The organism is Burkholderia sp. LK4 (assembly GCF_001043615.1).
GTDB classification, from domain to species: Bacteria; Pseudomonadota; Gammaproteobacteria; order Burkholderiales; family Burkholderiaceae; genus Burkholderia; species Burkholderia cepacia.
Map to the genome: position 1 here is coordinate 164,391 of NZ_LDUL01000030.1, position 19,410 is coordinate 183,800.

Sequence of the window (19,410 nt, forward strand, 5' to 3'; positions counted from 1 at the left end):
CCTCGCGAATCTCCCCGCCCACCCGATGCCCGACGCCGAAGCCCGTCATGCCCCGCTGCGCATAGTCGACGCCGTACGCGCGCTGGCCTTCATCGGCGATCTCAGCATGGGCCAGCCGACCGACCATTCGCCGCGCACCGGCTGGCTGGCGGCGCAGCTCGCGCACGCGGCACGATTCGATGCATCGGTGTGCGACACGGCTCGCGAGGTGGCGCTGTTGCGCTGGTCGGGCTGCACGGCGAACGCGGCAGGTTTCGCGCAGGTATTCGGCGATGACGTCGCGATCCGCGCCGCGATGCTCGAGAGCCGGCCCGGCATGGCTGAAGCGATCGGCGGCGCGGGTGTCGCGCTGATTCCGCTCGCGCAGATTCACTGCGAAGTCTCGGGCGAGGTCGCGCGAATACTCGGTCTGTCCAGCGCGACGGAAACCGCGCTGCGGCACATTTTCGAAACCTGGGACGGCAACGGGCTGCCTGCGCGGCTCGAACGCGAACAGGTGCCGCCCGCCGTGTCGATCGTCGCGCTGGCGGGCGACCTGGACGTGCTCAGCCGCACGTACGGCATCGAACAGGCCCTCGACTTGATCGGCCAGCGCGCGGGGTCACGTTATCCGGCCGTGCTCGTCGAGACGGCCGCGCGCGACGCACCGCGCTGGCTGGCGACGCTCGAGCACATGGCGCCCGCCGAGCTGGACGCCGCGTTGGCCACGCCGGACATGCAGGGCGCGACGTCCGCCGAATTGATTGCGGACGTCATCGATCTGAAACTGCCGTGGATGACGGGTTTTTCGCGCTCGGTCGCGGCGACGGCGGCCGCCTGTTACGGCCGTCTGTCGCCGGACGAGGCCGCGCGCGAACGCGTGTACCGGGCCGGACTGATTCATGGCATCGGCAGGGCCGCGGTGCCGAACGACGTGTGGAATCTGCCGACGCGGCTGCCTGCGAGCGCATGGGAAAAGGTGCGACTCGTCCCGTACTGGACCGAGCGCGCCGGCAGGCAGACCGGCGCGCTCGGCGAAGCCGCGGTGCTTGCTTCGTATGCCTACGAGCGGCAGGACGGTTCGGGCTATTTCCGCGGCGCGCGCGATGCGGCGCTGACGCTCGAAGCGCGCGTGCTGGCGGCATCGCTGGCGTGGGTCGCGTTGCGCTCGGCGCGTCCGTGGCGCGCGGCGCTGAGCGATGCAACCGCCGCCGTCCAGTTGCAGGAAGAAGCGGCGTGCGGCCGCCTATGCGGCGAAGTGGTGGCCGCGCTCGTGACGGGCGGGGCGCCCGTGCCCCGGCGCATCGCCGTGGGCGCGTCGGCCGTTGGCCCGCGCTTGTCCGCGCGGGAAATCGACGTCCTGCGGGCAATCTCCCGCGGTGCGAGCAACAAGCAGGTCGCGCAGGCGCTCGCGATGAGTCCGAGCACAGTGCGCACCCATGTCGAGAAGGCGTTCCGCAAGCTCGAATGTTCGACGCGCGCCGCGGCGACCCTCAAGGCGTCGGCGCTGGGGCTGCTCTGACGCGCTCCGCGACGCGGATTCGCTTTCGTGTGTGCGCGGACGGCCCGTCGGGCCGGCGCGACCTTTGACGCTCCGCTGTCCGGTGGCTTACCCCGCGTATCGAAGATGGCGGTTGCACCATTCAAGTCGGCCAGTCGTTGATCCGTTCCCTGCGATTCGAGGCTGTCGCGTCGGTGTCGGCCCAACCGTACCCCAACGCCGCGATTGCGAAGTAGACGGCACCAACGGCTTCGCAGGAAAGCAGCGCGCCGGCCAGCGCCATTCGCGCTCCACCCGAGACCGTTTGCGCCGGCGCGTCGGCGTGTTTCCCGCGATGCACTGCGGTGCCGATCCGAAACAGGCCCGACACGATAGCGAGCACGCCGAACGCACGCGGCAGGCCGCTCGCCAATGCGACGATGAAGATCTGACGTCCCGACATTGCAGTGATCCTCCCGGTCCGGTATCGCGTGACGGTTGCCTATCCTGACACCCGATCGTTCGCGGCGCCATCGGACAAGTGACCGATGGCGCCGGCCGAAACCGATGCATGGCGGCGCGCGATCGCCGCTACGACACGCGCGGGAACACGTCCGTGATGAGCCGATCGGGTTCGATGTCGGTGAACGCATCGATATCTGCCATGACGTCTGCCGTCTCCGCGGACGCGAACGCAGCGTCCAGCGCCGCACTGTCCTTGAAACGGCACATCGCCACGACGATCAGTTCGCTGTCCTCACGTGCCGGAAAGAAAGCGTCGATAGCGTCGAGCCCGTACGGCTTCCAGGATTTTTCCACCAGCGGAATGTGTTGCTCGACGTAGTAACGGGCGTCGAATCGCGTGCCCGCGGCTCGGCGATAGGAGACGATGAAATACACGAAGAACCTCCAGGTCGGACTGACGCGGCGATGAATGTCGGTACGGGAAAATACGGGCAAATACAAACGATCACGGCCGTTCGCGTTCGGGGCCGAAGCCCGGACGGGCGGCGGCCCGCATCGACGTGTGCGCGGCGCCCGCCCGTGCAAGCGAGATGCCCAGCGCGGCGCCCACGGCGAGGAACACCGAGATCGACAGCAGTGCGACGATGAACGCATGCGCGATGGCCGCCGGATCCTGGCGCGTGCCGAGCGTCGTATAGAAAATGCCGCCGATGATCGCCACGCTCAGCGACGTGCTGACCTGCAGCGTCGAGCTGGCGATGCCGGCGATCATGCCGGACAGCGCCGGTGCGACGCGCCCCGTCACCATGCGCATCAGCGTCGGCAGCGCGAGACCTTGTCCGAAACCGATGACGAAGAGCACGACGGCGAGCGGCGCGGCCGCGAGCGGCATCCCGATCGGCGTGGCATCGATCAACCACGCGAGGCCGACGAGCCCGACGATCTCCAGACTCATGCCGAACGGATTGACGTAAGCGCCGATGACACGCGTGCAGGCAGGCGTCGACAACGGGCCGAGCAGGAACCCGACGCCGAACGGCAAGAACACGAGGCCCGCGCTCAGTGCGTCGACGTGCAACGCATTCTGCAGATACACCGAGAACAGCAGGAAGAACGCGCCGATCGAGTACAGCAGCAGCGCGATCAGCAACGCGCGGCCGAGCCCCGGTGCGCGCAGCGCGGCCGGATCGAGCAGCGGTGCGCCGCCGCGGCGGCCGAGCCGGCGCTCGTAGCGCCAGAAGAACCCGGCGAGGGCCGGCACCGCGAGCAGCGACACCCATGCCCATACCGGCCAGCCTGCTTCGCGCCCCTCGATCAGCGGCACGATCAGCGCGCCCAGCGTCAGCATCGACAGCGCGGTGCCGCCGAGGTCGAGCTTGCGCGCATGCTGCGCACGCGTTTCCTTCAGCAGCGGAATCCCGAACAGGACGACCAGAATCGCCAGCGGCAGGTTGACGAGGAAGATCGTGCGCCAGCCCAGATTCAACAGATTCAGCGAGATCAGGATCCCGCCCAGCGCCTGCCCGACCACGGCGGCGAGGCCGAATACCGCGCCGTACAAGCTGAGCGCGAGCGGCTTTTCCGCTTCGGGGAAGATCGCCTGGATCGAAGCGAGCGCCTGCGGCGCCATGATCGCGGCCGTCACGCCCTGCAACGCGCGGCCGACGATGAGCGTCCACGGCGAGCTCGCGAGACCGCACAGCGTCGAGGCGATCGCAAAGCCGATCAACCCGAGGAAAAACACGCGGCCGCGGCCGAACAGGTCGCCCAATCGCCCGCCGGTGATCAGCGTCACCGCGTACAGGCCCGCATACGACGAGATGACGAGTTGCTCGGCCGACGACGAGGCGCCCAGTTCCGCGCGGATCGACGGCAGCGCGACGTTGACGATGAAGAAATCCAGCGGCGGCAGGAATGCGCCGACGAGCAGGACCGCAAACATCGCCCAGCGGCGCGGGTCGGGTGATACGGGGTCATTCCGTGACATGGATGGTTCTCCATACGGAACCAATCGGTTCCAAATTGGGTAAAAAAATATCAGTCGAGGATGCGCATCGTGCGGTCGACCAGCGCGAGCATGTCCTGCTCGGACACGCCGGTTTTGCCCAGCACGCGCATGCCCTCGATCTGGCAGACGAGCAAACGCGCCAGCACCTGTTCGTCCTGCTCGGCGATCTCGCCGCTCGCCTGGCCACGGACGATCGCACCGGCATAGAGCTGTTGCAGCCGCCGGAACATGCGCCCGGTGCGCTCCGCGACATCCGCGTCGCGCGCGGCCAGTTCCGTGGTCATCGCGACCGCGAGACATCCGCGCCGGCCCGCCTCGCCGACGGACAGGCGCGCATAGCGCAGCAGCGAATCGCGAATCGCATCCTTGACGGCGCCGGGTTGCGACAGAATGTCCGCGGTCGCCTTGAGCCCGTCGGCCATGTACAGGTCGAGCGCCGCCAGCAGCAGCGCTTTCTTGTCGCCGAACGCCTTGTACAGGCTACCGCGCGACAGGCCGGTGCCGGCCATCAGGTCGGGCAGGGACGCGCCTTCGTATCCGCGGTCCCAGAAAACGTCCATCGCGTCGCGCGCGGCATCGCCAAGTTCGAATTCGCGTGGGCGGCCCACGCCAGCCGGATTTGCCATTGACCGGTGTCGCAAACGATGCGGTGCCAAAAGTTGGATGCATTATATGGACCGATCGGTTCCGATGTCAACGCATGCCTGACGACCGGGCGCGGCGAGGGCCGCCTCGCGGATGGCCCGGATTCATCCGATCAGTCGAGCCCGCCCTGGCACAGATATTTGATCGACAGATAGTCGTCGAGCCCGTAGCGCGAGCCCTCGCGACCATAACCCGACTCCTTCACGCCGCCGAACGGTGCGGCCTCGCTCGCGAGCGCGCCTTCGTTGATCCCGACGATGCCCGTTTCGAGCCGTGCCGACACGCGCGCGATGCGCCGCACGTCCTGCGTGTAGAAATACGCGGCGAGCCCGAACGGCGTGTCGTTCGCGGCATCGACCGCTTCGTCCTCGGTGTCGAAGCGAAACAGCGCGGCGACCGGGCCGAAGGTTTCCTCGCAGGTCAGCTGCATGTCGGCGGTGGCGTCGGCGAGCACCGTCGGCGCGTAATAGTTCGCACCGAGTTCGGTCAGGCGCTTGCCGCCCGTCAGCACGCGCGCGCCGCGCTCGACGGCATCGCCGACGTGGCGGGCAATCTTGTCCACCGCACGCGCGTTGATCATCGGGCCGATCTGCGCGGCCGGGTCGGTCGCCGGTGCGACCTTCAGCGCGGCGACGCGCGCCCCGAGCTTCGCGGCGAATGCGTCGTAGACGCCGGCCTGCACGTAGACGCGATTCGGCGACACGCACGTCTGCCCGCCGTTGCGGAACTTGGCGGCCATCAGCCCGTCGACCGCGGCATCGAGCTCGGCGTCGTCGAATACGATGAACGGCGCGTTGCCGCCGAGCTCCAGCGACAGCTTCTTCAACGTCGCCGCCGATTCGCGCGCGAGCAGCTTGCCGACCGGCGTCGAGCCGGTGAACGTGATCTTGCGCACGCGGCCGTCGGCGAGCCAGTCGGCCACCGCATCGATGCCCCGTTCGCGCGATGCGGCGATCAGGTTCAGCACCCCGGCCGGCACGCCGGCTTCCTGCGCGAGAAACGCGAGCGCGAGCGCGGTCAGCGGCGTGTCCTCCGCCGGTTTCGCGACCACCGTGCAGCCGGCCGCGAGGGCGGGCGCGATCTTGCGCGCGATCATCGCGAGCGGGAAGTTCCACGGCGTGATCGCGGCGACGATGCCGATCGGCTCCTTCACCGCGCTCAGCCGCTTGCCGCGCTGCTGCTGCGGAATCAGGTCGCCATACGTGCGTGTCGCTTCCTCGGCGAACCACAGCACGTACGACGCGCCGTATGCGACTTCGCCGCGCGCTTCCGCGAGCGGTTTGCCCTGTTCGCGCGACATCAGTTTCGCGAGATCGTCGGTATGCGCCACGATCGCGGCATGCCATGCGCGCAGGATCGCCGCCCGTTCGCGGGCGGGGGTCGCGCGCCATGCGGGCAGCGCGCGTGCGGCCGCGTCCGTCGCGGCGCGCGCGTCGGCGGCGCCGCTGTCGGGTGCGTGCGCGACGATGTCGAGCGTCGCGGGATCGACGACGTCGAAGCGACGGCCGTCGAGCGCGTCGCGCCACGTTCCGTCGATCAGGTTGGCGGTGCGAACGAGTTCGGTTCGGGACAGCGTAAGCGGCATGACAGGTCCTTGGAGGAAGCGGATCGGCGAAGGCGGAGGCGCGGGCGCGCGACTACCCCGCGCGGACAGCACGTTGCCGCGTTCGGGGTTGCCGCAGGCCGCCCGTCAGTGACGTTCGCCGAACAGCGATTCGAGCGGGTAGTGCCGTTTGACGAACGGCGATTTGATGATCACGTAACTGAAATACTTCTCGATGCCGATGTTCTGCTCGAGCAGCCCTTCGACGATCGTCTGGTAATGGCTGACGCTGCGCGTGATGAACTTCAGCAGATAGTCGTAGCCGCCGCTCGCGAGGTGGCACTCGACGATCTCGTCGACGTTGCGGATCGCCGCGACGAAGCGGTCGAAGTCCTCGCGCCGGTGGTCGGCCAGCGTGACCTCGGTGAACACGACCTGCACGTCGCCGAGCTTCTCGAGCTGGATGTGCGCGCCGTAGCCGCCGATGTAGCCGGCCTTCTCGAGCCGCTTCACGCGGATCAGGCAGGGGCTCGGCGACAGCCCGACCGCATCCGCCAGCTCGACGTTGGTCATGCGGCCGCGCTTCTGCAACTGGGAGAGGATGCGCAGGTCGATGCGATCCAGCTTGCTGTCCGTCATGTTCACGTGAGTCGGAAAAAATGGAATGTCCGGTTACTTTAGAGTCGAACGATGGCCGCCACAAGCCCGGCTTTCCCTTGGCCGGTCAGGCCGGCTGCGCGTGCGCGGCGTCGAGGGCGCGCTGCACGCCCGGATCGGCCAGCACGTCGTCGAGCGTCTTGCGCACGCGTTCGAACATCAGGTCGAACTCGCCCGCGGTGAAGCTCAACGCCGGCGCGAAGCCGAGCACGCCGTCGCCGAACGCGCGAAACACCACGCCGTTCGCGTAGGCCGCCGCCGCGATCTTGTCCGGCACGTTCAGCGCCGCGTCGAAGCGCGTCTTGTGCGCCTTGTCGGCGACCAGCTCGAGTGCGCCGAGCAGGCCGGCCGAACGCGCGTCGCCGACGAGCGGATGCGCGCGCAGCGCATCGAGCCCCGCCGCGAAGCGCGGCGCCAGCGCCTGGCCGTTCGCGAGCAGCCCGCCTTCGTGATAGAGCTTCAGCACCTCGAGGCCGATCGCCGCGCTGACCGGGTGCGCGGAATACGTATGGCCGTGCCCGACCGCGGCCGACTCGGCACGGCTGCCCGCGATCCCTTCGTAGACTTCGTCGGACATCAGCACCGCGCCCATCGGCGCATAGCCGGCCGTCAGCCCCTTCGCGACGGTCATCAGGTCCGGATCGACCTGTTCGGTCTCGCACGCGAACAGCGGGCCCGTGCGGCCGAAGCCGGTGATCACCTCGTCGGCGACGAACAGGATGCCGAGGCGCCGGCACGCGTCGCGCATCGCCTTCAGCCAGCCGGCCGGCGGCACGATCACGCCGCCGGAACCCTGCACGGGTTCGCAGAAGAACGCGGCGACGTTGTCGGCGCCGAGTTCGGCAACCTTGGCTTCCAGCGCGGCCACCGACGCGGCGATCAGCGCCTGCGGATCGCCGCCGAGCGGATGGCGGTACGGGTAGGGCGACGGGATGTGGTGCTGGTCCGCGCGCGGCAGGTCGAAATGGCGGTGGAACGCGGGCAGCGCGGTGAGGCCTGCGCCGATCGACGACGAGCCGTGATAACCGCGCTCGAGCGCAATCATCTGCTTCTTCGACGGGCGGCCTGTCGCGTTGAAATAGTGCGTGATGAAGCGGATCGCGGAATCGACCGCGTCCGAGCCGCCGAGCGTGAAGTACACGCGATTCAGCGACGGTGGCGCGAGCGCCGCGAGCCGTTCGGCCAGCTCGATCGCGGGCTGCGAGCCGAAATGGAAATAACCGGTCGCGTAGGGCAGTTTCGCCAACTGGCTGGCGGCGGCCTTCACGATGCTGTCGCGGCCGTAGCCGACGTTGACGCACCACAGGCCCGAGAACGCATCGAGCAGCGTGTGGCCCGCGGCGTCGCGCAGGAACACGCCGTCGGCGGATTCGAGCACGGTGACGCCGCGCGCCTCGTGCGCACGATAGTTGACGACGGGGTGGATCAGGTGTTGACGATCAGCTTCGATCAGCGCGGCGTGGTTCATGGCAGGGCGGGACTCTCGTCGGGTGTCAGCGATGAGTTCATGCTACCGGGCGAGCCATCCTCATGCGTTTTCAATTTGCAGTCTGAAACATACGAACGCGGCGTTTGTGCGGGGCGCTGCGGCATTTTCTGCTGCGCGCCCCGCCGGCCCGGGCGCACGCGTCAGTAGCCGCGCGCGCGATCGACGACGCCGATCATCGGCTGCCCCGCGCGATGGCGCGCGAGGTTCGCGAGCACGGCCTCGACCGCGGTGTCCGGCCGCGTCGCGCTCGCGATGTGCGGCGTGATCCGGATGCGCGGGTGCGTCCAGAACGGATGGCCGGCCGGCAATGGTTCGGGGTCCGTCACGTCGAGGATCGCGCTGTCGAGCCGGCCGCTCGCGAGCCCCGCGAGCAGCGCGGTTTCGTCGAGCTGCGGGCCGCGCCCGACCTGCACGAGCGACGCGCCCGCCGGCAGCACATCGAACACGCGTGCGCCGAGCAGCCCGCGCGTATCGTCGGTGAGCGGGAGCAGGCAGATCAGGATGTCGGTGCGGGCGAGGAACGCATCGAGTGCCGCGTCGCCTGCGTAGCAGTCGATGCCGTCGAGCGTGCGCGGCGTGCGGCTCCAGCCGGCGCACGGGAAGCCGAAGCGGCGCAGCGTATCGAGCACGGCCTGGCCGAGCGTGCCGAGCCCGAGCACGCCGACGCGCCGCGACGCGGCCGCGCGCACCGGCTGCTCGCGCCACACTTGCGCGCGCTGCTGCGCCGCGTAGTCGAGTAGGTCGCGGTGGATCGTCAGCACGGCCTGCGTCACGTACTCGACCATGCCTTCGACGATGCCCGGCTCGATCATCCGCACGACCGGGATATGCGCCGGCACGCGCGACAGGTCGAACTGATCGATGCCGGCGCCGACCGAGAACACGACTTCGAGATTCGGCAGCAGCGTGGCCGGATCGTCGGGCGGCTGCCACGCGGCGAGATAACGGACGGCTTCAGGATCGCCGAGGTCCGGCCAGATCCGGAACGGCAGCTCGGGCGCCTGCTGCGCGAAGCGCTGTGCCCATTGCGCACCGCGCACCGGGTCGGCCTTGTAGAGAAAGCTCATCGTGGGTACCGCTCAACCGAGGGCCTGGTTCACGATCGCGAACGCCCGCAGCGCCGGGTCGCGCGCGGGCGTTGCGCCGCGCGCCATCGCGACGACGGTATCGACGCGCGGCAGCCCGAGCCCCTGCAGCCAGTCGGACAGTCCGCTGTCGCCCGGCACGTCGAGCCGTACGAACTTCCCTTCGTGCAGCGCGAGCCAGTGGCTGATCAGCGCCTGCGCGCGCTGCGCGTCCGGCGCGACCACCGGGCCGATCGCATGGCCGCGGCCGAAGCGTCGGAACAGCGCGAAGCCGAGCAGTTCGCCGTCGCGATCGAGCGCGATGCCGTTCGCGACGCCGAGCAGCGCCTCGATCACCTCGTCGCGTCGATAACCCGCGGCCCGCGACGCGAGCGCGGCAAGTCGCGGGCCGTCGTTTGCGCCGATGGGCCGCAGGCGCTCGCCGGGCGGCAGCGATATCAGCGGCGGCTGGAAGGCGGCACCCTGGTGCTGGTCGATCGTATCGATCACCTCGAACCCGAATTTCGCGTACAGCGGCTCGCCGGCCGGCGTCGCGTGCAGAAAAATGGTTCGCGTGCCGAAGCTGTCGACCACGCGGGTGAGCAGTTCGCGCCCGATGCCGCGGCCCTGGTGCTCGGGCGACACGATGACCATGCCGAGCGATGCGTGCGCTTCGCCGAAGCGCCAGCCGAGCGCGGTACCGACGATGCCGGTTTCGTCCTCGGCGACGAAGCCGTCGCCGAGCTGGAGCACGAAGCGCCAGTCATCGAGCCGGTGCGGCCACTTGACTGCTTCCGACAGACGATGCGCGGCGGGCAGGTCGGTTTCGGCGAACCGACGATAGATAAGCGTGCGGGAAGGGTTGAGATCGGACACGCTGGACTCCGGATGGGTAGGAATGACATATCGACTCTGCCAGCGACACCGCGGCACGGATAGGATGATTCGCCTGTTTTCCGGCGACGGCGGGCGGCCGCGCAAGATCGACGCAAACCGGCTCGATCGGCGCGTGCGAACGCGCGGATCGTGCCGCCGCGGCCCGTCAATCCGACAGCGCCTGCTGTGGGAACGGCACTACGATGAAAACACCGGTGTCGCGGCCGCTTGCCGGCGAGCCGCCCCGCCGGTGCGGCGGGGCCGCGCCGGCAAGCGCCGCAGATCGTGCTGCCCGCGCCGCGCAACACGCGGCGATTCTGCGTTTTGGGCGGCGTCGAACGACGTGCGCCGGGTTTTTTGCCCTGATTCAATTTCGTACCACCCCAGCCCGTCCCCGGCCCTGCCGGGGCTTCACACCGACAGGACGTCACCATGATCCAATTTGAACCGAAGTACATCACGTTCGACTGCTACGGCACGCTGACCCGCTTCCAGATGGCGGACCTGGCGCGCGAGATCTACGCGGACCGGCTCTCGCCGGTCGCGATGGAGGATTTCGTGCGTGCGTTCGCCGCTTACCGGCTCGACGAGGTACTCGGCGCGTGGAAGCCGTACCGCGACGTCGTCGTCAACGCGATCCGGCGCACCTGCGCGCGCGTCGGCGTGAAGTTCGACGAAGCCGAGGCCGAGCGCTTCTATCATGCGGTGCCGACGTGGGGCCCGCATCCGGACGTGCCGGCGGGCCTGTCGCGGCTCGCGACGAAGTACAAGCTCGTGATCCTGTCGAACGCGATGGACGAGCAGATCATGAGCAACGTCGACAAGCTCGGCGCGCCGTTCCATGCGGTGTTCACCGCGCAGCAGGCGCAGTCGTACAAGCCGCGGATGCAGGGCTTCGAATACATGTTCGGCAAGCTCGGCTGCAAGCCCGAGGACGTGCTGCACGTGTCGTCGAGCCTGCGCTACGACCTGATGACGGCCGAGGATCTGGGCATCAAGCACAAGGCGTTCGTCAATCGCGGCCACGAGCCGGGCACGCCGTTCTACAACTATTACGAAGTGTCGGATATCGGCCATCTCGCGACGCAGCTCGGCCTGTAAGCCGCCGGGGCCGGCCGATCCATCGCGCGACGGGACGCGGCCGCGATGCCGGCGCGCCCCGTCACGCGTTCGATCAGCGTACGAAATGAGGGTAATTACCGATATCGAGTCGTTCAAGGCGGGGCCACCCCGGCCGATATATGTACCGAACGGTTAATATTTCGAGGCCCCCGCATGAAGTTGTCCACCAAACTGCTGATGCTCGTCGCCGCGGCGCTGCTCGGCGTCGTCCTGCTCGCCGCGTTGTCGCTGCACACGCTGCGCGACGCGCTGATCGACAGCCGCCGCGAAGAGATCGTCATTCTGCTGACCAAGGCCGAGCATCTGGTCGATTCGTATCGCGCGCTGCAGACGAGCGGCACGCTCACGCAGGAGCAGGCGCAGCAGCAGGCCAAGGCCGCGCTGGCCGCGCTCAACGCGAATTCGAAGAGCTACTTCTGGGTCACGACGTCCGACGGCGTCAACCTCGTGCACCCGAACGCGAAATTCATCGGCACGCGCGCGAAAGGCAACCGCACGACCAGCGGCATGACCGACAGCGAGGCGTACCGCGCGGGGATGGCGCAGGCGCACTTCGCGCTCGTCGACGTGCTGATCAAGCGTAGCCCGGACGCCGACCTGGAGCCGAAGCTGCAGGGCGTGGTCGCGATTCCGGACTGGAACTGGTGGATCGGCACCGGATTTTTCTACGACGACATCAACGCGGCGTTTGCCCGGCTCGCGATGGTGCTCGGCGCCGTCGCGCTCGTCATCGCCGCGGCGCTCGCGGCCATCGCCTGGGGCGTGCTGCGCAGCGTCAGGCGCACGCTGGGCGGCGAGCCCGCGCATGCGACGCAGATCGCCGCCCGCATCGCGGCCGGCGAACTGGACGTGCAGTTCGATACGGCGCACGCCGCGCCCGGCAGCCTGCTCGTCGCGCTGGGCGACATGAAGGCGCGGCTGACCGACACCATCGCCGAGATCCAGACCACGACCCACTCGATCGCCACCGGCACCGGCGAGATCGCGCAAGGCAACCTGGATCTGTCGCAGCGCACGGAGCAGCAGGCCGCGTCGCTGCAGGAAACGGCGGCGAGCATGGAGCAGATCACGTCCACGGTCAAACAGAACGCCGACAACGCGCGCCAGGCGAATGCGCTCGTGGCCCAGGCCAAGGATGCGACCGAACTCGGCGGCGCCGCCGTGCAGGCGGTCGTCGAAACGATGCGGCAGATCTCGGATGGGTCGGTGCGGATCGCCGACATTACCGTCGTGATCGAAAGCATCGCATTCCAGACCAACATTCTCGCGCTCAACGCCGCGGTGGAAGCCGCGCGGGCCGGCGAGGAGGGGCGCGGGTTCGCCGTCGTCGCGTCGGAGGTCCGCTCGCTCGCGCAACGCAGCGCCGCGGCCGCGAAGGACATCAAGGGCTTGATCGACGCGTCGGTCGAGCGGGCCGGCAGCGGCAGCCGGCTCGTCGAGACGGCCGGCGAGCGCATGACGGAGATCGTCCGGTCGATCGACCGGGTGGCCGGCATCATGGGCGAGATTTCAGCGGCGTCGGCCGAGCAAAGCACCGGCATCGAACAGATCGGGCTGGCGGTCGCGCAAATGGACGAAGTCACCCAGCAGAACGCCGCGCTCGTCGAGCAGGCGGCGGCGGCCGCTTCGTCGCTGGACGAGCAGGCGGCGCGCCTGCGGGCCGCCGTATCGGTATTCCGGCTCGCTGCCTGACGGCTTCGCGCCGCTCACTGCCGGCCTGCGCATCATCGCGCCTGCCTCGGGCCGCGCCGGCATGCGCCCGGCGTGCGCGCCGACATGCCGGTGACGCGCGCGTCGCCGCATGGCGATACGATTCCTGACGACTGCACGACTGCACGACTGCACGACTGCACGACTGCACGACTGCACGACTGCACGACTGCACGACTGCACGACTGCACGACTGCACGACTGCACGGGTCCGGTTTCCCGGTGGCCCCGTCATCCTCCCGTCTTCCCGCCAAGCCGTTCCGATCGAGCGGCATTCTTCTGAACTTTCCTGCGCGACGTCCCGTCGCGATCCCCACCGTCGACGCCCGTCCATGCGGCGATCTGCCGCAATACACCGTGCGTTTCAGCCGTCATCGGCATGCGGACACGCATTCGACACAAACGTGCGGTTTGCGTGTGCCAAACGCGCGCCGGATGCCGAACGGACAATTTTGTCGGCGCAATCTGCGGCGGCTGCGGCCTTACGATTTCCTGCATCGACACGGGTTGGGCAGCCGCCGCGACACGCCGCCGGGCACACGGCGACACGTGGGCGCACGCAGCAATTCATGCTGCGCGGGCGGCTCAAAACGGTCGATTCGTATCGTGCGGGCGGCCCGAATCGCGACAAACCGCATTTTGGCGATGCTTAAATGAATTGCATGTGTACGACGTTGCGCCCGCCACCAGCAAGCGGGCACTGCGGGATTCGAGAACCACGCTGGACCCCAGGACCCACTTTCAACAGTCAGGAGCAGTTCGGATGAGCGACGATATCGACAACGGCGGCGGCAACGGTGGTTTCACTCGCCGCGACATGATGAAGGTCATGGCGGCGAGCGGCATGATGGCCGCCGGCGCCGGCGGACTCCTGATGAACCCCGCGTCCGCATTCGCGGCGCCCGCGGCGAAACGCGGCGGCAAGATCCGGGTCGCGAACGAATCCGGTTCGACGGCCGATACGCTCGACCCGGCCAAGGGCTCGACCGGCGCCGACTACATTCGCTTCTTCATGTTCTACAGCGGCCTCACGCAGCTCGACGCGAGCCTGACGCCGCAGATGAACCTCGCCGAGTCGCTGCAGACCACCGATGCGAAGACGTGGGTCATCAAGCTGCGCAAGGGCGTCACGTTCCACGACGGCAAGTCGGTCGGCCCGGCCGACGTGGTGTATTCGCTGATGCGCCACAAGAACGCCGCCACCGCATCGAAGGTCAAGCCGCTCGCCGACCAGTTCGCCGACGCGAAGGCAAGCGGCCCGGACGAAGTCACGCTCACGCTGGTCAGCGCGAATGCCGATCTGCCGGTGATTCTCGCGACGCCGCAGCTCGTGATCGTCAAGGACGGCACGACCGACTTCAGCACCGGCATCGGTTGCGGCCCTTACAAGCTCAAATCGTTCAAGCCGGGCGTGTCGACCGTCGGCGTGCGCAACGACAGCTACTTCAAGCCGGGCCGGCCGTATCTCGACGAGATCGAGCTGATCGGCATCGGCGACAGCGCCGCGCGCCTGAACGCGCTGCTGTCGGGCGACGTGCATCTGATCAACGCGATCGATCCGCGCTCGACGCAGCGGGTCTCGTCGACGCCGGGCTACGCGCTGAAGGAAACCAAGTCGGGCCTCTATACCGACCTGATCATGCGCAGCGACAACCCGATCGTCTCGAATCCCGATTTCGTCGAAGGGATGAAGTACCTGTTCGATCGCGAGCAGATCCGCTCGGCGGTGTTCCGCGGCTACTCGGTGATCGGCAACGACCAGCCGATTCCGCCGGGGCATCGTTACTTCAACGCGTCGCTGCCGCAGCGCGCGCACGATCCGGACAAGGCGAAATTCCTGCTCCAGAAGGCGGGCGCGCTGGGCGTCACGCTGCCGCCGATGTATGCGACGTCCGACGCGAACGGGTCGGTCGAGATGGCCGTGCTGCTGCAGCAGGCCGGCCAGAAGATCGGGCTGAACCTGCAGGTCAACCGCGCGTCGCCCGACGGCTACTGGTCGAACCACTGGATGAAGCACCCGCTCACCTTCGGCAACATCAACCCGCGCTCGAGCGCCGACGTGCTGTTCACGCAGTTCTTCAAGTCGGATGCACCGTGGAACGAGTCGGGCTGGAAGAACGCGAAGTTCGACCAGCTGCTGCTCGCCGCGCGTTCGGAAACCGATGACGCGAAGCGCAAGCAGATGTACGGCGACATGCAGGTGATCGTGGCGCAGCAGGGGCGGGTCGGCATTCCGGCTTTCATCAGCTTCCTCGACGGTTATGACAAGCGGCTCGCCGGTCTCGGTTCGATCCCGACCGGCGGGATGATGGGCTTCATGTTCGCCGAGCACGTGTGGTGGAACGCGTGACGTCGTTGCTGGCGGCCGCCGTGCGGCCGGTGCGGGCGACCGCGCCGGCCACGCGCGGCTTTTTCGGGAGTGTCGTTTCATGAACCGGATTCTCATCGGCCTGATCGTCCGACGCATCGCGGTCACCGCGCTGACGTTGCTGATCGTGTCCGCGATCATCTTCACGATCACGAACCTGCTGCCCGGCGACGCCGCGCAGGCCGCGCTCGGCCAGTCGGCGACCCCGGAGACGGTTGCCGCGCTGCGCCAGCAGTTCGGCCTCGACATGCCCGCGCACGTGCGTTACGCGCACTGGCTCGCCGGCCTGATGCACGGCGATTTCGGCCGTTCGCTGTCCGGCGACATGCCGGTGTCGGAGATGATCGGCGGACGCCTGCCGAAGTCGCTCACGCTTGCGGCGATCACGACCGCCGTGTCGGTGCCGATCGCGCTGCTGCTCGGCATCCTCGCGGCGGTCAAGCGCGAGTCGCTGGTCGACCGCGTGATCAGTCTCGGTACGCTGTCGCTCGTCGCGACGCCGGAGTTCCTGATCGCGACCGTCGCCGTGCTCGTGTTCGCCGTGAAGCTGCGCTGGCTGTCCGCGTTGTCGTACAGCGGCGAGATCGAAAGCCTGCACGATTTCCTGCGTGCGTATGCGATGCCGGTGCTGACGCTGTGCGCGGTCGTGATCGCGCAGATGGCACGCATGACGCGCGCCGCGGTGATCGAGCAGCTGAGCGCGTCGTATGTCGAGATGGCCGTGCTCAAGGGTGCGAGCCCCGCACGCGTCGTGCTGCGCCATGCGTTGCCGAACGCGATCGGCCCGATCGCCAATGCGATCGCGTTGAGCCTGTCGTATCTGCTCGGCGGCGTGATCGTCGTCGAGACGATCTTCAACTATCCGGGCCTCGCGAGCCTGATGGTCGACGCCGTCAGCAACCGCGATTTCCCGTTGGTCCAGGCATGCACGATGATCTTCTGCGTTGCGTACCTGACGCTCGTGCTGTTCGCCGACCTGTGCTCGATCGTGTCGAACCCGCGACTGCGGACCTGACCGTCCCGTCCTTCTTCCGAGATGCCGCCCATGCACCCGACCGACCCCGTTCAACGCAGCAACACGCTGCCGCCGTCCGGCGAACCGCGCCCGCCGTGGGGCGGCGCGACGCCGCCCGCCGCCCCGGCCCCCGACCAGCCGCGCAAGCGCCGTGCCGCACGCATCGACTTGACGGCCGGCGGCCGTGTCGGCCTGTCGATGGTCGGGCTGATGCTGTTCATCGCGGTGTTCGCCCCGCTGCTCGCGCCGCACGACGTGGGCGCGATCGTCACGCCGGACGTGTTCGCGCGGTTCAGCGCGAAGCTGCCGTTCGGCTCCGACTTTCTCGGCCGCGACATGCTGAGCCGGATCCTGTACGGCACGCGGCTCACCGTGCTGCTCGCGCTCGCCGCGGTGCTGCTCGCCGCGCTGACCGGCACGACGCTCGGGCTGCTCGCGACCGTGTCGGGCCGCGCGGTCGACGAGACGATGAGCCGGCTGCTCGACGCGCTCACGTCGATTCCGTCGAAGATGTTCGCGCTGATGTTCGTCGCCGCGTTCGGCTCGTCGCTGCCGCTGCTGGTCCTGACCGCCGCGGTCAGCTACATGCCGGGCTCGTACCGGATCGCGCGCGCGCTGGCGGTCAACATCAGCACGCTCGAATTCGTGCAGGTCGCGAAGGCGCGCGGCGAAAGCGCGCTGTACATCGCGTGCGTCGAGATGCTGCCGAACATGATTCATCCGATGCTCGCCGATACGGGCCTGCGCTTCACGTTCGTCGTGCTGCTGCTGAGCGGCCTGAGCTTTCTCGGGCTCGGCGTGCAGCCGCCGTATGCGGACCTCGGCTCGCTCGTGCGCGAGAACATCGCGAGCCTCGGCGACGGTTCGGCCGTCGCGATCATGCCCGCGGTCGCGATCGCGATCCTGACGGTGGGCGTCAACCTGTTGATCGACGGTCTGCCGCATCGCGGCCGCCGCAAGGGCGCGGCCGCGGCCGCCGGAGAACACTGATGCGAGATCAATCGACTCCGCTCGTCGAGGTGCGCGGGCTGCGCGTTGTCGGCGGTCGCCCGGGCGCGGCGGAAACGACGATCGTCCACGACGTCGACTTCGAGATCGGGCGCGGCGAGGTGCTCGCGCTGATCGGCGAATCCGGCTCGGGCAAGACGACGATCGCGCTGTCGCTGATGGGCCACGCGCGCACCGGCTGCCGGATCGCCGGCGGCTCGGTGAAGATCGGCGGCACGGACGTGTGCAGGCTGTCGGCGTCGGGCCTGGCCGCGCTGCGCGGCCGCAAGGTCGCGTATATCGCGCAGAGCGCGGCTGCCTCGTTCAATCCGTCGCGCACGATCCTGGACCAGGTGATCGAGAGCGCGCTGATTCACCGGACGATGTCGAAGCGCGATGCGCAGGCAAAGGCGGTCGAGCTGTTCCGCGCGCTCGCGCTGCCGGAGCCGGAGACGATCGGCAAGCGTTATCCGCACCAGGTATCGGGCGGGCAGTTGCAGCGGCTGATGGCCGCGATGGCGCTGATCACCGATCCGGAGCTCGTGATTCTCGACGAACCGACCACGGCCCTCGACGTCACCACGCAGATCGACGTGCTGCAGGCGTTCAAGAGCGTGATCCGGCGCTACGGGATGAGCGCGGTATACGTGTCGCACGACCTGGCCGTGGTCGCGCAGATGGCCGACCGGATCGTCGTGCTGAGCGACGGCGTGATCCGCGAGACGGGCGATACCGAACAGATCCTGCATGCACCGGCGCACCCGTACACGCAGAGCCTGATCGCGGCGGTCACGCCGAACGATGCGCAACGCGACGGGAAACCGGCGCCGGCCGACCCGGCGCCGTTGCTCGAGGTGCGCGGCGCGGTCGCCGGTTACGGCGGCCGCAACGCGAAGGGCTGGCCCGCGAAGCTGATCCTGAACGAAGTCGACCTGCGCATCGGGCGCGGACAGACGGTCGGCGTGATCGGCGAATCGGGCTCCGGCAAGACGACGCTCGCCAAGGTGATCGCGGGCCTGGTGCCGGCGGCGGCCGGGAAGATTCTGCTCGACGGCGAGCCGCTCGCGCGCGATATCGGCAAGCGCACCAAGGAGCAGCACCGCCGCGTGCAGATCGTGTTCCAGAACGCCGACACCGCGCTCAATCCGGTGCATACCGTCGAGCGCACGCTCGCGCGGCCGCTCGCGTTCTACCACGGGATCAAGGGCGCGCGTGCGCGGCAGCGCGTCGCGGAGCTGCTCGAACTCGTGCGGCTGCCGCCGGCGGTGGCCGCGCGGCGCACCGGCGAGTTGTCGGGCGGGCAGAAGCAGCGCGTGAACCTCGCGCGCGCGCTCGCGGCCGAACCCGACCTGATCCTGTGCGACGAAGTCACGTCGGCGCTCGACACTGTGGTCGGCGCCGCGATCATGGACCTGCTGCGCGACCTGCAGGCGAAGCTCGGCGTGTCCTACGTGTTCATCACGCACGATATCGCGAAGGTGCGCGCGATCAGCGACGACATCGTCGTGCTGTATGCGGGCCGCCGCGTGGAGACGGGCAGCCGCGATGCGTTGTGCGCGCCGCCTTATCACCCGTATTCGCACCTGCTCGTGTCGTCCGCGCCGGAGCTGCGCGCGGGCTGGCTCGACGATGCGGCCGAGCGCTGCCATCGGCCGCTGGTGCCGATCGGCGAGCGCGCGGACGACGGCGGGCTGTGCCCGTTCCTGTCGCGCTGCGCGATGCGGGTCGACGGTGCCTGCAACCGGACGCCCCCGGTGCTGCGCAAGCTCGACAACGGCGCGCAGGTGCTGTGCCATCGCAACGAGGAAGACCTGGCGCGCTTCCAGGCCGAGCCGACGCAGGCGGGTGTCGCGCCCGTGCAGCCCGTGCGGCTGTGATGCGCGACACGCCGCCGTTCGGCGTGCGCGACGCGGCGGCCGGCGCACCGCATAGTCTGCTGCGGCGGTCGCACAAAACGGCGATTTGCGCGCGTGCCGTGCGCGAATACGCGGCAACTGCGGTT

Annotated in this window: 16 protein-coding genes; 7 read left to right on the forward strand and 9 right to left on the reverse strand. The window is 68.6% G+C overall.

Annotated elements, in window-relative coordinates:
- The first annotated feature begins 25 nt into the window (after nucleotides 1–25).
- A complete protein-coding gene (locus tag VK92_RS16575) occupies nucleotides 26–1,501 on the forward strand; it encodes an HD domain-containing phosphohydrolase (protein ID WP_048027399.1) in 1,476 nt (491 codons plus the stop codon).
- A 121-nt stretch (nucleotides 1,502–1,622) separates the two neighbouring features.
- Here the strand turns inward: VK92_RS16575 and VK92_RS16580 are convergent, their stop codons facing one another.
- The 9 genes from VK92_RS16580 to VK92_RS16620 form a co-directional block, all read right to left on the reverse strand.
- Entirely contained in the window at nucleotides 1,623–1,922 is a 300-nt protein-coding gene (locus VK92_RS16580; RefSeq protein WP_048027398.1) for a hypothetical protein, read from the reverse strand.
- 128 nt (nucleotides 1,923–2,050) lie between these two features.
- Nucleotides 2,051–2,359 (reverse strand): EthD family reductase, encoded by a 309-nt coding sequence (locus VK92_RS16585; protein ID WP_048027397.1) that lies wholly within the window; start codon nucleotides 2,357–2,359, stop codon nucleotides 2,051–2,053.
- A 70-nt stretch (nucleotides 2,360–2,429) separates the two neighbouring features.
- Nucleotides 2,430–3,911, reverse strand: a complete 1,482-nt coding sequence (locus VK92_RS16590; RefSeq protein ID WP_048027396.1) for an MFS transporter — start codon at nucleotides 3,909–3,911, stop codon at nucleotides 2,430–2,432.
- Between the two features lie 50 nt (nucleotides 3,912–3,961).
- On the reverse strand, nucleotides 3,962–4,558 hold the full coding sequence (locus VK92_RS16595) for a TetR/AcrR family transcriptional regulator (protein ID WP_048027395.1): 597 nt from the start codon (nucleotides 4,556–4,558) through the stop codon (nucleotides 3,962–3,964).
- 131 nt (nucleotides 4,559–4,689) lie between these two features.
- Nucleotides 4,690–6,162, reverse strand: a complete 1,473-nt coding sequence (locus VK92_RS16600) for an NAD-dependent succinate-semialdehyde dehydrogenase (protein ID WP_048027394.1) — start codon at nucleotides 6,160–6,162, stop codon at nucleotides 4,690–4,692.
- Nucleotides 6,163–6,267: 105 nt separating this feature from the next.
- A complete protein-coding gene (locus VK92_RS16605) occupies nucleotides 6,268–6,759 on the reverse strand; it encodes an Lrp/AsnC family transcriptional regulator (RefSeq protein ID WP_006749694.1) in 492 nt (163 codons plus the stop codon).
- An 85-nt stretch (nucleotides 6,760–6,844) separates the two neighbouring features.
- Entirely contained in the window at nucleotides 6,845–8,245 is a 1,401-nt protein-coding gene (locus tag VK92_RS16610; protein WP_048027393.1) for an aspartate aminotransferase family protein, read from the reverse strand.
- Nucleotides 8,246–8,406: 161 nt separating this feature from the next.
- Complete coding sequence (locus tag VK92_RS16615; protein ID WP_048027392.1) at nucleotides 8,407–9,333, reverse strand: 2-hydroxyacid dehydrogenase; 927 nt, start codon at nucleotides 9,331–9,333, stop codon at nucleotides 8,407–8,409.
- 12 nt (nucleotides 9,334–9,345) lie between these two features.
- Nucleotides 9,346–10,206 carry a GNAT family N-acetyltransferase gene (locus VK92_RS16620; RefSeq protein WP_027792827.1) on the reverse strand — a complete coding sequence of 287 codons (861 nt, stop codon included), beginning with the start codon at nucleotides 10,204–10,206 and terminating at the stop codon, nucleotides 9,346–9,348.
- Between the two features lie 432 nt (nucleotides 10,207–10,638).
- Here VK92_RS16620 and VK92_RS16625 point away from each other — a divergent pair, with 432 nt between their 5' ends.
- From VK92_RS16625 to VK92_RS16650, 6 genes are all read left to right on the forward strand, one after another.
- A complete protein-coding gene (locus VK92_RS16625) occupies nucleotides 10,639–11,307 on the forward strand; it encodes a haloacid dehalogenase type II (protein ID WP_021156521.1) in 669 nt (222 codons plus the stop codon).
- Between the two features lie 174 nt (nucleotides 11,308–11,481).
- Nucleotides 11,482–13,020 (forward strand): methyl-accepting chemotaxis protein, encoded by a 1,539-nt coding sequence (locus tag VK92_RS16630; protein ID WP_048027390.1) that lies wholly within the window; start codon nucleotides 11,482–11,484, stop codon nucleotides 13,018–13,020.
- Between the two features lie 781 nt (nucleotides 13,021–13,801).
- Nucleotides 13,802–15,388, forward strand: coding sequence for an ABC transporter substrate-binding protein (locus VK92_RS16635; RefSeq protein WP_021156524.1), 1,587 nt, complete (start codon nucleotides 13,802–13,804; stop codon nucleotides 15,386–15,388).
- Between the two features lie 79 nt (nucleotides 15,389–15,467).
- On the forward strand, nucleotides 15,468–16,421 hold the full coding sequence (locus VK92_RS16640; protein WP_048027389.1) for an ABC transporter permease: 954 nt from the start codon (nucleotides 15,468–15,470) through the stop codon (nucleotides 16,419–16,421).
- Between the two features lie 30 nt (nucleotides 16,422–16,451).
- The gene (locus VK92_RS16645; RefSeq protein WP_021156526.1) at nucleotides 16,452–17,411 is read left to right on the forward strand and encodes an ABC transporter permease; all 960 of its coding nucleotides are present in this window, start codon (nucleotides 16,452–16,454) and stop codon (nucleotides 17,409–17,411) included.
- Nucleotides 17,411–19,285: an ABC transporter ATP-binding protein gene (locus VK92_RS16650; RefSeq protein WP_048027388.1), complete on the forward strand. Its 1,875-nt coding sequence runs from the start codon at nucleotides 17,411–17,413 to the stop codon at nucleotides 19,283–19,285. The genes VK92_RS16645 and VK92_RS16650 overlap by 1 nt, the downstream gene beginning before the upstream one ends.
- Nucleotides 19,286–19,410 lie beyond the last annotated feature (125 nt).

Excerpts from the sequence above, each read along its gene's own strand:
- VK92_RS16575 (WP_048027399.1), top strand. The coding sequence starts at position 26 with ATGCCCGACGCCGAAGCCCGTCATGCCCCGCTGCGCATAGTCGACGCC.
- VK92_RS16580 (WP_048027398.1), bottom strand. The coding sequence starts at position 1,922 with ATGTCGGGACGTCAGATCTTCATCGTCGCATTGGCGAGCGGCCTGCCG.
- VK92_RS16590 (WP_048027396.1), bottom strand. The coding sequence starts at position 3,911 with ATGTCACGGAATGACCCCGTATCACCCGACCCGCGCCGCTGGGCGATG.
- VK92_RS16595 (WP_048027395.1), bottom strand. The coding sequence starts at position 4,558 with ATGGCAAATCCGGCTGGCGTGGGCCGCCCACGCGAATTCGAACTTGGC.
- VK92_RS16600 (WP_048027394.1), bottom strand. The coding sequence starts at position 6,162 with ATGCCGCTTACGCTGTCCCGAACCGAACTCGTTCGCACCGCCAACCTG.
- VK92_RS16605 (WP_006749694.1), bottom strand. The coding sequence starts at position 6,759 with ATGACGGACAGCAAGCTGGATCGCATCGACCTGCGCATCCTCTCCCAG.
- VK92_RS16610 (WP_048027393.1), bottom strand. The coding sequence starts at position 8,245 with ATGAACCACGCCGCGCTGATCGAAGCTGATCGTCAACACCTGATCCAC.
- VK92_RS16615 (WP_048027392.1), bottom strand. The coding sequence starts at position 9,333 with ATGAGCTTTCTCTACAAGGCCGACCCGGTGCGCGGTGCGCAATGGGCA.
- VK92_RS16625 (WP_021156521.1), top strand. The coding sequence starts at position 10,639 with ATGATCCAATTTGAACCGAAGTACATCACGTTCGACTGCTACGGCACG.
- VK92_RS16630 (WP_048027390.1), top strand. The coding sequence starts at position 11,482 with ATGAAGTTGTCCACCAAACTGCTGATGCTCGTCGCCGCGGCGCTGCTC.
- VK92_RS16635 (WP_021156524.1), top strand. The coding sequence starts at position 13,802 with ATGAGCGACGATATCGACAACGGCGGCGGCAACGGTGGTTTCACTCGC.
- VK92_RS16640 (WP_048027389.1), top strand. The coding sequence starts at position 15,468 with ATGAACCGGATTCTCATCGGCCTGATCGTCCGACGCATCGCGGTCACC.
- VK92_RS16645 (WP_021156526.1), top strand. The coding sequence starts at position 16,452 with ATGCACCCGACCGACCCCGTTCAACGCAGCAACACGCTGCCGCCGTCC.
- VK92_RS16650 (WP_048027388.1), top strand. The coding sequence starts at position 17,411 with ATGCGAGATCAATCGACTCCGCTCGTCGAGGTGCGCGGGCTGCGCGTT.